The organism is Paenarthrobacter nicotinovorans, assembly GCF_007670255.1.
GTDB lineage: Bacteria > Actinomycetota > Actinomycetes > Actinomycetales > Micrococcaceae > Arthrobacter > Arthrobacter nicotinovorans_B.
The window spans coordinates 482345-494781 of record NZ_SZVS01000002.1; the positions used below are offsets into that span (position 1 = coordinate 482345).

At 62.9% G+C, this 12437-nt stretch carries 13 protein-coding genes and 1 tRNA gene; 10 read left to right on the forward strand and 4 right to left on the reverse strand.

Features of this window, described 5'->3' with window-relative positions:
• Positions 1-70: 70 nt before the first annotated feature.
• Both FDP28_RS05070 and FDP28_RS05075 read right to left on the reverse strand, forming a co-directional pair.
• Positions 71-343 (reverse strand): FmdB family zinc ribbon protein, encoded by a 273-nt coding sequence (locus FDP28_RS05070; RefSeq protein WP_144659525.1) that lies wholly within the window; start codon positions 341-343, stop codon positions 71-73.
• Positions 344-486: 143 nt separating this feature from the next.
• Positions 487-1101 carry a 5-formyltetrahydrofolate cyclo-ligase gene (locus FDP28_RS05075; protein WP_144659528.1) on the reverse strand — a complete coding sequence of 205 codons (615 nt, stop codon included), beginning with the start codon at positions 1099-1101 and terminating at the stop codon, positions 487-489.
• A 97-nt stretch (positions 1102-1198) separates the two neighbouring features.
• Between FDP28_RS05075 and galU the strand changes: the two genes are divergently transcribed.
• The 6 genes from galU (at position 1199) to FDP28_RS05105 (ending at position 6594) form a co-directional block, all read left to right on the forward strand.
• Entirely contained in the window at positions 1199-2134 is a 936-nt protein-coding gene (gene galU, locus FDP28_RS05080) for a UTP--glucose-1-phosphate uridylyltransferase GalU (RefSeq protein ID WP_186313510.1), read from the forward strand.
• A gap of 5 nt (positions 2135-2139) precedes the next feature.
• Entirely contained in the window at positions 2140-2766 is a 627-nt protein-coding gene (locus FDP28_RS05085) for a GNAT family N-acetyltransferase (RefSeq protein ID WP_144659533.1), read from the forward strand.
• Positions 2767-2896: 130 nt separating this feature from the next.
• Positions 2897-3778 carry a hypothetical protein gene (locus tag FDP28_RS05090; protein ID WP_144659693.1) on the forward strand — a complete coding sequence of 294 codons (882 nt, stop codon included), beginning with the start codon at positions 2897-2899 and terminating at the stop codon, positions 3776-3778.
• 6 nt (positions 3779-3784) lie between these two features.
• The gene (locus FDP28_RS05095) at positions 3785-4585 is read left to right on the forward strand and encodes an SDR family oxidoreductase (protein ID WP_144659536.1); all 801 of its coding nucleotides are present in this window, start codon (positions 3785-3787) and stop codon (positions 4583-4585) included.
• A gap of 36 nt (positions 4586-4621) precedes the next feature.
• Positions 4622-4694, forward strand: a tRNA-Ala gene (locus tag FDP28_RS05100).
• A 1435-nt stretch (positions 4695-6129) separates the two neighbouring features.
• Complete coding sequence (locus tag FDP28_RS05105) at positions 6130-6594, forward strand: DUF3806 domain-containing protein (RefSeq protein ID WP_144659538.1); 465 nt, start codon at positions 6130-6132, stop codon at positions 6592-6594.
• A gap of 10 nt (positions 6595-6604) precedes the next feature.
• Here FDP28_RS05105 and FDP28_RS05110 read toward each other — a convergent pair whose 3' ends face one another.
• Positions 6605-7495 carry a helix-turn-helix domain-containing protein gene (locus tag FDP28_RS05110; RefSeq protein WP_144659541.1) on the reverse strand — a complete coding sequence of 297 codons (891 nt, stop codon included), beginning with the start codon at positions 7493-7495 and terminating at the stop codon, positions 6605-6607.
• 213 nt (positions 7496-7708) lie between these two features.
• Here FDP28_RS05110 and FDP28_RS05115 point away from each other — a divergent pair, with 213 nt between their 5' ends.
• The gene (locus tag FDP28_RS05115; protein ID WP_144659694.1) at positions 7709-9103 is read left to right on the forward strand and encodes an MFS transporter; all 1395 of its coding nucleotides are present in this window, start codon (positions 7709-7711) and stop codon (positions 9101-9103) included.
• On the opposite strand, the gene FDP28_RS05120 is transcribed toward FDP28_RS05115, so the two are convergent.
• Positions 9086-9742, reverse strand: a complete 657-nt coding sequence (locus FDP28_RS05120) for a DedA family protein (RefSeq protein ID WP_144659543.1) — start codon at positions 9740-9742, stop codon at positions 9086-9088. The genes FDP28_RS05115 and FDP28_RS05120 overlap by 18 nt on opposite strands.
• Positions 9743-9781: 39 nt before the next feature.
• On the opposite strand from FDP28_RS05120, the gene FDP28_RS05125 reads away from it, so the two are divergent.
• From FDP28_RS05125 to FDP28_RS05135, 3 genes are all read left to right on the forward strand, one after another.
• The gene (locus FDP28_RS05125; RefSeq protein WP_144659545.1) at positions 9782-10081 is read left to right on the forward strand and encodes a YciI family protein; all 300 of its coding nucleotides are present in this window, start codon (positions 9782-9784) and stop codon (positions 10079-10081) included.
• 81 nt (positions 10082-10162) lie between these two features.
• Positions 10163-10696, forward strand: a complete 534-nt coding sequence (locus FDP28_RS05130; protein WP_260842340.1) for a PadR family transcriptional regulator — start codon at positions 10163-10165, stop codon at positions 10694-10696.
• Between the two features lie 3 nt (positions 10697-10699).
• Complete coding sequence (locus tag FDP28_RS05135) at positions 10700-12412, forward strand: ABC1 kinase family protein (protein ID WP_144659548.1); 1713 nt, start codon at positions 10700-10702, stop codon at positions 12410-12412.
• The last annotated feature ends 25 nt before the right edge of the window (positions 12413-12437 follow it).

Here is a 12437-nt window from a genome sequence, read left to right on the forward strand (position 1 = left end):
CCGCCACGCTAACGAGCTTGTCCGGCCCCATGGCAGGGGCCGGCTTCCCTATGTGGAAAAGTCCCGGGACTTAGCTCGCTGCTGCCGCGGCGGCGGGAGCGGGCGTGGCGGCCGCAGGTGCGCTTGGAGTGGAGGGCGCTGCCGAAACGGTGCTGCTGCCCTTCGTGTCACGCGAGTCGGTGCGGTAGAAACCGGAGCCCTTGAAGACGACGCCAACGCTGTTGAACTTCTTGCGCAGCGTGCCTTTGCATTCCGGGCACTCTGTCAGGGAGCTGTCTGAGAAGGACTGGACGATGTCGAAGGCATGGTCACAGTCTTTGCAGGCGTATGCGTATGTGGGCACTGAGTTCCTCCTTTAGGACAAAGTTCAGGTCCTGTGGCGCCGCAGCGAAGAGTTTCCGCATTAGCAGTCCCAGGGCCTGAGTGCCAATTCTATCACCCGTCCCTGCGGCGTTCGCCAGCACCTGTGCCGGAACTCACCACCCTTTAGGCGTCTTCTCCGGCGTCATCCAGGGTGACGACGCCGGACGGCGTCAGTACTTCCCGCACAGGGCGATCAAAAGCTTCGGCGGGTATGGAGCCGGAAGGCAACAAATCGTCGTCGTACACCACCGCGATGGTGGGCGGCCGCTGACCGGAGGCATCGAGGCCCTGCAGCAGCCGGTCGTAGTATCCGCCGCCTTGGCCGATCCTGTTCCCGTCACGATCCACGGCGGTTGCCGGCATGAAGATCCCCGCGGCCGTGGCCACCACTGAACTGTCCAATCGCTCGCCCAGGGGTTCGTCGATGGGTGCGTAGGTGGAGCGCTCAAAGACCGTCGACGGAGTCCAGTACACCCAGCTCAGTTGGCGTTCCGGTTCGCAGACCGGAAGCAGCACCTCGTGGCCCGCGTCATGAAGGGCCTCAAGCAGTGGCATGGTGGGTGGTTCGAAAGCGACCCCCACATACACCGCGAACCTGGCCGGTTCGCCGGAGGTGATGCCCTTGGCCCAGGCGGTGCCATGCTGGGCCAGTGCCTCGCCCGCTGCTGCGATCTGCTCCGGGGACAGGGCCCTTCTGTAGAGTCGCCGGCTGCGGCGGATGTCTTCTTTCGATGCCATCTGTGTCCAATCCTCAGGTTCGTGGGGTCCGATTGAATTGTTGCGTGGTGTTGAGCAGCCAAGAAAATGTGCAAGCCGCGCGGCGGGGGTTTAGCCGATGATCTGTTCCTTCCGTTACATTAGTCCGGTGACTCTCGATAACAACGCTGTCCGTAAGGCTGTCATCCCCGCAGCGGGTCTTGGTACCCGGTTCCTTCCCGCCACCAAGGCGATGCCGAAGGAAATGCTGCCCGTGGTCGACAAGCCCGCCATCCAGTACGTCGTCGAAGAAGCGGTCAAGGTGGGCCTGCACGACGTCCTCATGATCACAGGACGCAGCAAGCGCGCCCTGGAAGACCACTTTGACCGGGTGCCGGCGCTTGAAGCGACCTTGGCTGAAAAGGGCGACACCGCCAAGCTTGAAGCCATCCAGTCCGCCACCAACCTCGGTGACATCCACTACGTCCGTCAAGGCGATCCGAACGGTCTGGGCCACGCTGTCCTGCGTGCAAAGCAGCACGTCGGTTACGAGCCCTTTGCCGTCCTCCTTGGTGATGACCTCATCGACGCCCGCGACGACCTCCTGAGCGAAATGATCGCTGTCCAGCAGAAGACCGGCGGTTCCGTCGTGGCCCTGATCGAGGTGGAGCCTTCCAAGATCAGCGCTTACGGTTGCGCCGACGTTGAGGACATCGACGAGGACGGTTACGTCCGCATCAAGCAGCTGGTGGAAAAGCCGTCTCCCGAAGAGGCCCCTTCGAACCTTGCCGTAATTGGCCGCTATGTGCTGCACCCGGCTGTCTTCGAGGTCCTGGAGAAGACCGGCCCGGGCCGCGGTGGAGAAATCCAGCTGACCGATGCCCTTGAGGTCCTGGCAGCCGGCGAAGGAGAGGGCTACGGCGTTTACGGCGTGGTCTTCCGCGGCCGCCGCTACGACACCGGCGACAAGCTCAGCTACCTCAAAGCCTGCATCGAGCTGGCAGCCGAGCGTGAGGACCTCGGTCCTGAGCTTCGCGAGTGGCTGCCTAACTTCACCGCCACGCTTCCCCAGTAACAAGGATGTACGGTTCTGCGATCTGGCCGGTGACGCTGGAGTGCGGAGACCTGGCACTGCGGCCCATCCGGTACCGCGATAAGCGGGAATGGTCCGAGGTCCGTTCGCGGAACAGTGATTGGCTTGCGCCATGGGAGGCGTCCAACCCGGCTCCGGGTGGCCGCCTCCCCAGCTATCGCCAGATGGTTGCATCGTTGAACGAGCAGGCGCGCCACTCCACGGCTTTGCCGTTTGTTATCGTTGAACGCACAGCCGGCCTCCGTGAACCCGCAATCGTGGGTCAGCTGACGGTTTCCTCGATTATCTGGGGATCAGCCATGATGGCCACACTTGGCTATTGGGTGGACAAGGAGCGGGCCGGCCGCGGCATCGCTCCCACAGCGGTAGCGATGGCGACGGATCACTGCTTCAACGTGCTCGGGCTGCATCGGATGGAAATCAACATCCGGCCTGAAAACGGGCCCAGCCTTCGGGTCGTGGAGAAGCTTGGATTCCGCGATGAGGGGTACCGGGAAAGGTATCTGCACATCAATGGACAGTGGGCTGACCACCGCTCCTTCGCCCTGACGTCGGAGGAAGTTCCGGAGGGTCTGCTTCGCAGGTGGCTCAAAGGACAAACGGGCAGGTCATAGGCCATTTCGGCCTTATCTCCAGTCATTTGCGGACTCGACCACGACACACCGGCCGCAATGCCGCCACCCCCGGTGATTTGCTTCTACGGTTTTGAATGTGGACTTCCCTCTCAGCAGCTCAGTGATACTTGTGGTCACTGTCGCGCTGTGGATGGTCTGGGTGGCGCCGTATGTTCTGCGGAACAGACGCCAGCAAGTCCAAGCGGCCGCTGTTCCAGCAGAGGCTTTCGACGACGAACCAGACGAACCGCAGGCAGGGGTGGTACTGACTTTGGCACCTCAGCAGGAGAAACCGATGGAGACCATGCACAGCAAAGCACAGGCGTCGCCCCAGGAATCCCGTGTGTCCGAGTCCTCGGCGGGCAAACCGGCCCCCACGCCCTTCACTATCCGCTATGCGCGGCTCACTCTGGCCTTGTCAGGGCTTGTCCTGCTGCTGACGGCTATAGTTTCGGGCATTGTGCGTCTTTTCGGTACAGGCACTGTCTGGTTGCCGCTGGTCTCGTTCATCGGCGCGGTGGTCGCCGTCGTGGTTTTGCGCAAACTGGCCCTGCGCGACCTTCGCGAACGGCGCGCCCGCCGCGAAGCGCAGGCATCGCCTATCCCCACGCCTGCGCGTTATCTGCCGAAAGAACCGGCGGTTGAGGTCAAGGAAACTGCCGTTTTCGATGCCGAGGCCAACAGCCGCGAGAACGCCCGCTTGTCGGCGGTGGAGCTGCGCCAGGCAGCATTGGCCGTTGCTGTCGCCGCCGGAGATGAGTCGGCGCAGACCGCCGCAGACTCCAAGGGTGCCAGCTGGCAGCCCGTCGAGGTTCCGAAGCCTACCTACGTTGACGCAGCGAAGGCCCAGCGCCCGGCGCCTGAACCGCTGGATCTGCCGGAAGCGCCGAAGCCCGTGGGCAAGCCGGTCCTGAAGCAGTCGACTGGACAAGCTGAAGCAGCGGCAGTTTCCCCCAAGGCCCAAAGCGCCCTGAGCAACCTGGACGACGTCCTGCAGCGACGCCGCGCCTGAGACCGCATGAGTTCCATCTGCGTTGCCGGTGGTACTGGCCAGGTGGGCCGCGAGGTCGTCCGGCTTGCTGTGGATGCCGGGCACCAGGTTTCGGTTCTTAGCCGCCATGTCCCGGACGCCGGCTCTGCAGGCCATCACGACGGCGTCACCTACTTCGCCGGCGATGTCACCACGGGCGTTGGCCTGACGGCCGCGATGGCAGGTGCCGACGTCGTTATTGACTGCCTCGAAGGCCAGTTCGGGAAGGCGCAAAAACAATTCGCCGACGGCGGTGGGCGGCTTCTCGCTGCCGCCGTGGCGCAGGGTGTCCGGAGGGCCGTGCTGCTGTCCATCATCAACTGCGATCTGAGTACATTCCCGTATTACGTTTCCAAGGCTGCCAAGGAAGGCAAGTATGCGGAGGCGGCCCTGGAGACGGCGGTGGTGCGCGCAACCCAGTTCCACGGCCTCGTCGCCGGGATCTTTGCCGCCGGGGCTCGGGTGGGATTGATCCCTGTGTTCAAGGGTGTGGCGTTCCAGTCGATCTCGCCGGCCGACGTCGCAGGGGAGTTGCTGGCGGTGGCGTTGGCGGATTCGCCTGCGACTGGGGAACGGGTGCGGACGGTGGGTGGGCCGGAAGTGCTGCCAATGCGTTCAATGGCCGAGCAGTGGAAGGCCACTACTGGGTCGCGGGGAAGGATTATCAGCGTGCCTTTGCCGGGTTCCATGGGTGCTTTCCTTCGGGCCGGCCACAATCTTGTCCCGGAGCACGCGGTTGGCACGGAGACGTTCGTGTCGTGGTTGGAAAAGCGCCGGGAAAGTTTGTAGCCTAGGGACACTGGTCGGGCGGAAATGCCTGGTCCGGGGGCTATAGCTCAGTTGGTAGAGCGCTTCGTTCGCATCGAAGAGGTCAGGAGTTCGAATCTCCTTAGCTCCACATTTCCAGATGCTTAAACCCTGACATTGGGTGACCCCGGTTGGGGGCGCACGGCGACGAACCGCTCGGCGCGCCGGATCGCCGCCTTTCCGCGATGTCTCGATGCTGTTGACCCCGGGTGGAGTAGTGCAGTTGCCGTGCCGGCAACTGGTATGGAGGCTAGCTTGCCGAGGAGCGTGAATGTATCGAGAATTCTGGTGGGCTTCGGCGATGACAAGAATGGACACACGGGATTCTCTCGCGACGGTGGTCGAGCGTGGTGTCCATGGTCGGCGAACCGTGGTCCCTCCCGAGGAGGTCACAACTTTCAATCTCGTGCGGCGCCTGGCTTTTTGGCACGCGCGGCAAGGGGCTAACTACGTCGCGCTCCATTCTCGTCCGCTTGAAGGAGGAAACGTAAGTACTGGAAGGCCCCCGAGCGGTGCGGATCTCGAATTGTCGGTGGAAACGGCCCCGGGCGTATGGGTGGACCTTGCCCTCCAAGCGAAAAAGTTGAACCCTTCAACCGGTAGATATGACGGATGGAACCAGACTCAGAACAATTCTCTCAGACGATGGGCGAGCAACCACGGTAATCGGACACCGGGCATGCTTCTGTATAACTGCGACACGCCTCCGTTTGGGTCGCCGGGAACCACGGGAATCGCGATGGGGGCTTGCTGCAGTTCCCCGTTGCGGTGCCATGGATGGCGGTGGCCAAACTGGGCATTGCCGGACCACCGAACACCTGTCGCGGTAGCACTTGTGATTCTCGACCCTTACGGGACTACCCCGGCACTCAACGCTCCCGCTAGTTTGACCGATCCAACGCCGGCTCAGGTCCTTCCCTGGATGCAGCCACTTGAGTGTCTGTTCTGCCCGCGACCCACGAGTGGGTCAAATCCAACGCCGGTACCGCTTTCAGACCATCCTCCCCAGTGGGCCAAGGCGCTGCTGGAAGCGCCGCGGGTTGAAGAAGCAGATGCCACGTCGTCGCGGCTTGACGCCGAGGGTCTCAGTGATCTCGCGGCCTTTTCCCTGGCATTGCCTTACCTAGTCGCTGGTCAGGCGAATGATCGGACCAACCGACGCGGCTAGCGCCAGAGTAATTGCACTGGCCAAAGCGCTAGTGCTCGTATGACGCTCTAAATCACGTGGCGAGCGTCCTTCAAACAGGGTTCCCCGGGCACGGCTGTGTTGGGTTCGGACCACACGTCTTCGACTCGAATGCCTCCGCGCGGTTCGCTGGCGTCCAGCGTGGACGGCTAGATGTGCGTCCAAGAGTAGGACCGACCGAAGACAGGGTTAGCCGCGGATCCGAAAGGGACGGGAACTGGGCGCGTCGACCAGTGTGAGGTCAAGATCGAGGCCCTTCACCCGAGGTGTCCTTCATTTCGAGACCGCCCAACACCCCACTGATTCGCCGCAGGCGTTTACACCTGATTAGCTGTTTCCCATGGGATTCTTCAGAAAGCGGACAACGGCTACCCCCGTCGAGGACTTCGAGCAGCCGGTTTACAGCGAGCTAAGCGTCGAGCACAGGGCCTTCCTCGCCGGCCACATCAAACTTGCGGACCAGGCGGAAGTCGACCTCGAGGATCCCGCCAGCGTAGTCGGGTTTTATGAGCTGGTGTACGCGACGTGGCAGAGTTCCCCGGAGGGCACCCACGCGGAGCTTCAAGAGCCGTACTGCAACGCTGCCGGCGTCGCCTATGGTGAGCTGTTGGCGCGGACCACGCCGTTGCGTTGGGTGATTGCGGAGGACTCCCTCGGGCGGGAGTTGGCGCTTCACGCTGAGCAAAACAACATGCTGGTCTACCCCCTGAACGCCGTGGAAAAGCGCTGGGTGCGGGGCGAGGACGGCGACTTTATCCCGGCACTCGCCACTGCGGTGTACAAGCAGTTGGGTCGACTGAGCTAGTCCCCGCGGCCTACCGCTGGCCGGATTCCAAGGGGCGGTCCGCCTCAAGGTTGGCCACTGGCTGTGTGGACGCCAGCAGTTGAAGCGCCTCAGCTGCAGGAGATCCCGGATCAGCTGAGTACATAAGAATCCGGTGACCCGATTCGTCCGGCGGGCCCAGGACTTCGAAATGGAGCTCAAGGTCACCAACGTCGGGATGATGCATGTGTTTGATGCCCGACATGCAGTTTTCGACCGGATGCCGGGCCCACAGTTTGGCGAACTCTTCGCTGGTCATGGTCAGCTCACCAACAAGGGAGGCCAGTTCAGGGTCTTCGGTTGAGCGCCCGGCGAGCAAGCGCAGTGACGATACAGCCCGGGCGGCTTCCTCACGCCAACGGGTATACAGCTCACGGGTGTGGGGGTCCAGGAACAGCATTCGCGTCATGTTCGGCCTCGTCGCGGGCCGGGAGGGTGCTTCGAAAGCCAGATGCCCTGCAACCAAGCGGTGCCCGAGCCGGTTCCAGGCCAGCACTTCACTGCGACGGCCCATGACGACAGCCGGAGTGTTGGGCATGGACTGGATGAGCCGCAACGTGCCGGACCTGGCTTTGTCCGGCCGTGCCGATGGACGCCGCTTGGTTGCCGACGGCCGGGCCAGGTTGAAAAGGTGCTTACGCTCGTCGCTGTTCAGATTCAGGGCTCTGGCGATGGCGTCAATGACGGCCTCGGAAGCGTTGGTGCTCTGGCCCTGCTCCAAGCGCGTGTAGTAGGTATTGCTCACCCCGGCAAGCATCGCCAATTCTTCCCGGCGGAGCCCGGGAACGCGGCGGATTCCGTAGTTGATGAGGCCGACATCCTCCGGCTGCAAAGCGGCTCTTCGGACGCGAAGGAACTCCCCAAGTTCGCTGTAGTTGCTCATGAACCCCATTCTGCCGGTCTTCCTGGGTGCTGTCCTGTCCCTGTCAGGGGTAGGCACGAGGGGGTGTGGTTGAGTCACCCGCGTTCGGTGACAGTGGAGATTCCAGATGGTGCGCAACAGCAGCACCACCTCCACGGAAGGACTCCCATGACATCGCACGTTGCAGCAGAACCCGACGGACGGCCCTCGGATGCCGCCGTTCCACCCGGGCGGATGACGGGCCGGCAAAGGCTTGCGCTCGTCGTCTTGCTAGCGGCCAGTTTCACCCTGGCCGTTGACTTCTCCATCCTCAACGTCGCACTCCCGGCCATAGGTGCCGACGTCGGCTTCGGCTTGGAGAACCTCCAATGGATCGCGACGGCGTTCGCCTTATGCGCCGCCGGTCTGACTCTGCTGTTCGGGCGTGCCGCCGACATCGCAGGCCGCCGCCGGATGTTCCTCCTCGGTATGGCCTTGCTTGGCGTGGCCTCGCTGGCCGGTGGCTTGGCCACGGTCCCGGCGGTGCTGCTCATCGCCCGCGTGGGCCAAGGCATCGCCACTGCCATGGTGGTCCCCGCAGCCCTGGCACTCCTCCTTGCCTCGTTCCCGGAAGGGCCGTTGAGGGATAAGGCGCTGGGCCTTAACGGTTCCCTCATGGCCGCCGGATTCACTACCGGTGCCATCCTTGGCGGGCTGCTGACCGATCTGCTCAGTTGGCGCTGGGCATTCCTCATCAACATCCCCGTAGCCCTCGCTGTGCTCATTATTGGCCCGATGGTTCTGTCCGAAAGCAAGCCAGCTACCAGGCTGCGCTTGGACGTACCGGGCGCCATCACGGTCACGCTGGGTCTCCTGGCATTGGTTTTCGGCCTCACGAACGCGGCCGAGCACTCATGGAGCGATCCGCTGACGCTGGGTTCCCTTGTGGCCGCCGTCGTGCTTTTCATCGCTTTCGTAGCCGTCGAGCGTCGGGCCGCATCGCCGCTGGTACCCTTGGGCATCCTGAAGCGGTCCACTGTGGCGTGGGGGAACACGGCGGGCATCCTGGCCTTCGTCACCGAGACGTCCCTGGTTTTCCTCCTGACCCTGTACCTGCAGCAGGTCCTCGGCTACACCCCGCTCGGCGCCGGTCTGGCCTTTGCTGTGCTGGGTCTTGGTACGGTCCTTGGCGGAGTCCTTGGCCCCAAGGTCATAGGCAAGCTCGGGAACAAGAAGGCGATCGTTTATGGTTTCATCGTTCAAGCCATTGCCACCGGTGCGCTGGTGCTTCTGAGCGCCGAACCTGCCTCCATCGGACTGCTGCTGGTGGCGACCTTCATCGGCGGAGTGGCGAACCTGGTGGTCATCGTGGGCTTTATGGTCACTGCGACGTCGGGAGTGACGGACACCGAGCAGGGGTTGGCCACTGGACTGGCAACCATGAGCCGGCAAATCGGAATCACCCTGGGCATACCGGTGATGAGCGCCATTTTTACTGCGCGGATTGTGGCCATCGGCAACCATGCTGCCCCGGCCGTGCTCGGAGGGGTGACCACTGCCATCTGGGTCAACGCCGGCCTGTGCTTGGTAATGGCCCTGTTGGTTGCCGTGTTTCTGCGGAAACCGTCCGGGCTACCGGCATTCCGCTGACTTCCGGCGCCTGACACTCCGCAGAACAAGCCAGCCCACGAACACGGCCAGCGCTGCGTACACGGCGTAGTTGAGGAACCGGGAATACTGTTCGATCAGGTGGTACTGCGTGCCGAGCAAGGAGCCCAGGCCGATCAGTAAGGCATTCCACAGGCCGGCACCGGCGATAGTGAAAATGGAGAACGTCAGGAGGTTCATCCGTTCGGCACCCGCGGGCAGGGAGATGAGACTTCTTACGCCAGGCAGGAGCCTGCCAAAGAAGATGGCGGATTTGCCGTGGCGTTCAAACCACGCGGACGCTTTTTCGAAGTCCTCCCTGTCCACCAGGGGCAGTTTCGAGAGCAAAGTAATCGCCCTTTCCAAGCCCACCTTGTAGCCCAGCCAGTACAGGAACAAGGCACCCGCGTAAGCGCCAAGTGTGCTGGTGACGAAGACCAAAACGATGCTCATGCTGCCTTGCTGGGCCAGAAAGCCTGCGAGGGGGAGTATCACCTCGCTGGGGATCGGCGGAAAGACGGTCTCAAGGAACGTCATCAGGCCGACGCCCCACTCACCCAAGGCGTCAATCACTTGAGCTGCGATGCCCACTATTCCGGTCAAGTTTTCGATCGAACCTGGGGCTCGCAGTACGCTGATCAACCCGTCGCCCTTTCATCGTCTCCGCCATGGTCAACGCTATTGCCATCTGCGCCATCGGGCAAAGCGGAGCCACACACGGAGCCTGGCCGCGAGGAGGCCAAGGACGCAGGGGTGTGGGTGTTCGGCGGGGGCTTCGATGAAAGCGTCCCGCCGGTAATGGTCGACGGCGGTGGTGCGGTTCGGGAGGAAACGTACCCCCGGACATCGCAGCTTGAAGGTGGCTACTCCATCCTGGAGCTGCCATCTCATGACGCGGCGCTGGAATGGGCTGCGAAGATGGCAGCGGCTTGCCGCTGCGCCCAGGAAGTCAGGGCGTTCCAGTACGATCCCGCCAGTTGATGTCCATTGTCTTGGCAATGCACCAGCTATATCGTTAGGTATATCGTTCAGTATCGTTCGCGATGTCATGAGGTGGGCTCAATGCACAATTCAAGCGGCTTTATGGGAAACAATTTCGACGGAATGTGGCAGGCCGTGGAGGAGTTCCGGTCGAGATTCGAGAAGCGCTCCGGAGGGCGGGCCGGCCGGGGTGAGCTAAGGACCGCAATTCTGGCCCTGCTCGCCGAACGGCCGATGCATGGCTATCAGATCATTCGGGAAATCGAAGAGCGCAGCGGTGGCAACTGGAAACCAAGTGCAGGTTCGGTCTACCCCACACTTCAGCTCCTCTCGGACGAGGGTTTTGTCACTTCGGAGGAATCCAGCGGACGCAAGATCTATTCCTTGACTGAAGCAGGCCGGGAGGACGTGGCCGGTTCCGGGACGTCCGCACCCTGGAGTTCAGAGGGTGCCTCCTCGGGCCCGGGTTTTGCCGCACTGCCCAAAGCCGGGATGGAACTTGCCCAGGCTGCAGCACAAGTGGGCCGGACAGGGACACCGCAACAGGTTCGGGAAGCGGTGACGGTGCTGGAAGAAGCACGCCGCCGGCTGTACTCGATCCTCGCTCAGGACTGAGGGGTGGCGTCGGGTCGACGTGATCAAGCAGGAGATGTGGCGGGCGGAGTGAGCGCCAGTGCCCGCTACCGCCGTATCCTGCGTTTCGCCGCCTGGCACCTCGCGGTGACGTGGTGGTTCGAGCTTTTCCTGCCTCGGTTGGGCCTGCGCCGGCTGACTGAACGCAATCGTGCCCGGAGAATGACGCGCTTCGCCCAACGCTTCCACCAACTCGCGGTGGAGCTTGGCGGCCTCATGATCAAGGTGGGCCAGTTCATGTCCTCGCGACTGGATGTCCTGCCTCCGGAAATCACGGCGGAACTGGAGGGGCTCCAGGACGAGGTGCCACCGGTGCCGTTTCCGGCCATTCGCCAGCTTGCCGAGGCTGAACTGGGGGCACCTCTGGAATCGGTGTTCGCCTCGATCGAGGAGACGCCCATCGCAGCCGCGTCCCTCGGGCAGGCCCACCGTGCCAAACTCCTTCCCGGCAACGCCGAGGATACCGGGCTGAGCAGTGTGGTTTTCAAGGTCCAGCGGCCCGGCATACAGGGCATCGTTGACATTGATCTCGCCGCCCTGCGCAAAGTGGGAGGGTGGCTGAGCCGGATCCGCATCGTCTCTGACCGCGCCGACGTCCCGGCGCTGATCAAGGAGTTTGCCCACACCAGCCTGGAGGAAATCGACTACCTGAATGAGGCGGCCAACTCCGAACGTTTTGGCGCGGACTTCGCCCATGATGCCAGGGTGACTGTGCCCGCAGTGGTGTGGGAGCGGACCACGCGCCGGGTGCTCACCCTCGAGGACGTCACTGCCATCAAGATTACCGACGCCGAGGCGCTCCGCTTGGCTGGCATCGATCCCTCGGACGTGGCACCCGTATTTGCATCGGTGATGTTTGACCAACTCTTCACGAATGGCTTCTTCCACGCTGATCCCCATCCGGGCAACATTTTCGTGACCCCCAACGGTGGCGACGCGGAGCATCCTTGGAAATTGACGTTCATTGATTTCGGCATGATGGGCGAGGTTCCCACGAAAACGCGTGCCGGGCTTCGCAAGCTCCTGATCGCCGCCGCCTCCCGGGACGGCAAAGGGCTGGTGGCTGCGATCAGTGACATCGGAGTGCTGATGCCCTCGGCTGACACAGGGGAGCTCGAACGCGCCATGACGCAGCTGTTTGCCCGCTTTGGCGGCATGGGCTTCGCGGAACTTCGCGATGTGGACCCGCGGGAGTTTCGCGATTTCGGGGCCGAATTCGGAAGCGTCATCCGCTCTCTTCCGTTCCAACTGCCGGAGAACTTCCTGCTGATCATCCGCGCGATGTCCCTGACGTCGGGTGTTTGCAGTTCCTTGGACGCGCGCTTCAACCTGTGGGATTCGGTGGAGCCTTACGCCGCCCAACTGTTGCGCGATGAACGCGGCAATCTGCTCAATGACATCGCCTCGCAGACACTCGACGCCGCGACGCTGGCCTTCCGCCTGCCCAAAAGGCTGGACGGGCTGGTGGCGCGGTTGGAGGAGGGCTCGCTGCAGGTCTCCAACCGGCGGTTGGAGCGCCAGGTGGCGCGGCTGATCCGGTTGGCACGGGCTGGCGTTGCCGCCTTGATGTTCGGTGGCTTGTTGATTGCAGGAGCAGTGGTCCGGGGAGGGGACGTGGCGCTGGGCAATGTGCTGATGGTTTCCTCGGTGGTCCCCCTGCTTGTCGCCACGGTGACGGGGCGCCGACACAACCGCTGACGAAACAACAGCTGACCTGCCGCGC

What these genes read in the sequence shown, in the direction of transcription:
- galU (WP_186313510.1), top strand. Translation starts at nt 1,199, where the DNA reads ATGATCTGTTCCTTCCGTTACATTAGTCCGGTGACTCTCGATAACAAC.
- FDP28_RS05130 (WP_260842340.1), top strand. Translation starts at nt 10,163, where the DNA reads ATGCACAATTCAAGCGGCTTTATGGGAAACAATTTCGACGGAATGTGG.
- FDP28_RS05115 (WP_144659694.1), top strand. Translation starts at nt 7,709, where the DNA reads ATGACGGGCCGGCAAAGGCTTGCGCTCGTCGTCTTGCTAGCGGCCAGT.
- FDP28_RS05085 (WP_144659533.1), top strand. Translation starts at nt 2,140, where the DNA reads ATGTACGGTTCTGCGATCTGGCCGGTGACGCTGGAGTGCGGAGACCTG.
- FDP28_RS05075 (WP_144659528.1), bottom strand. Translation starts at nt 1,101, where the DNA reads ATGGCATCGAAAGAAGACATCCGCCGCAGCCGGCGACTCTACAGAAGG.
- FDP28_RS05110 (WP_144659541.1), bottom strand. Translation starts at nt 7,495, where the DNA reads ATGAGCAACTACAGCGAACTTGGGGAGTTCCTTCGCGTCCGAAGAGCC.
- FDP28_RS05105 (WP_144659538.1), top strand. Translation starts at nt 6,130, where the DNA reads ATGGGATTCTTCAGAAAGCGGACAACGGCTACCCCCGTCGAGGACTTC.
- FDP28_RS05095 (WP_144659536.1), top strand. Translation starts at nt 3,785, where the DNA reads ATGAGTTCCATCTGCGTTGCCGGTGGTACTGGCCAGGTGGGCCGCGAG.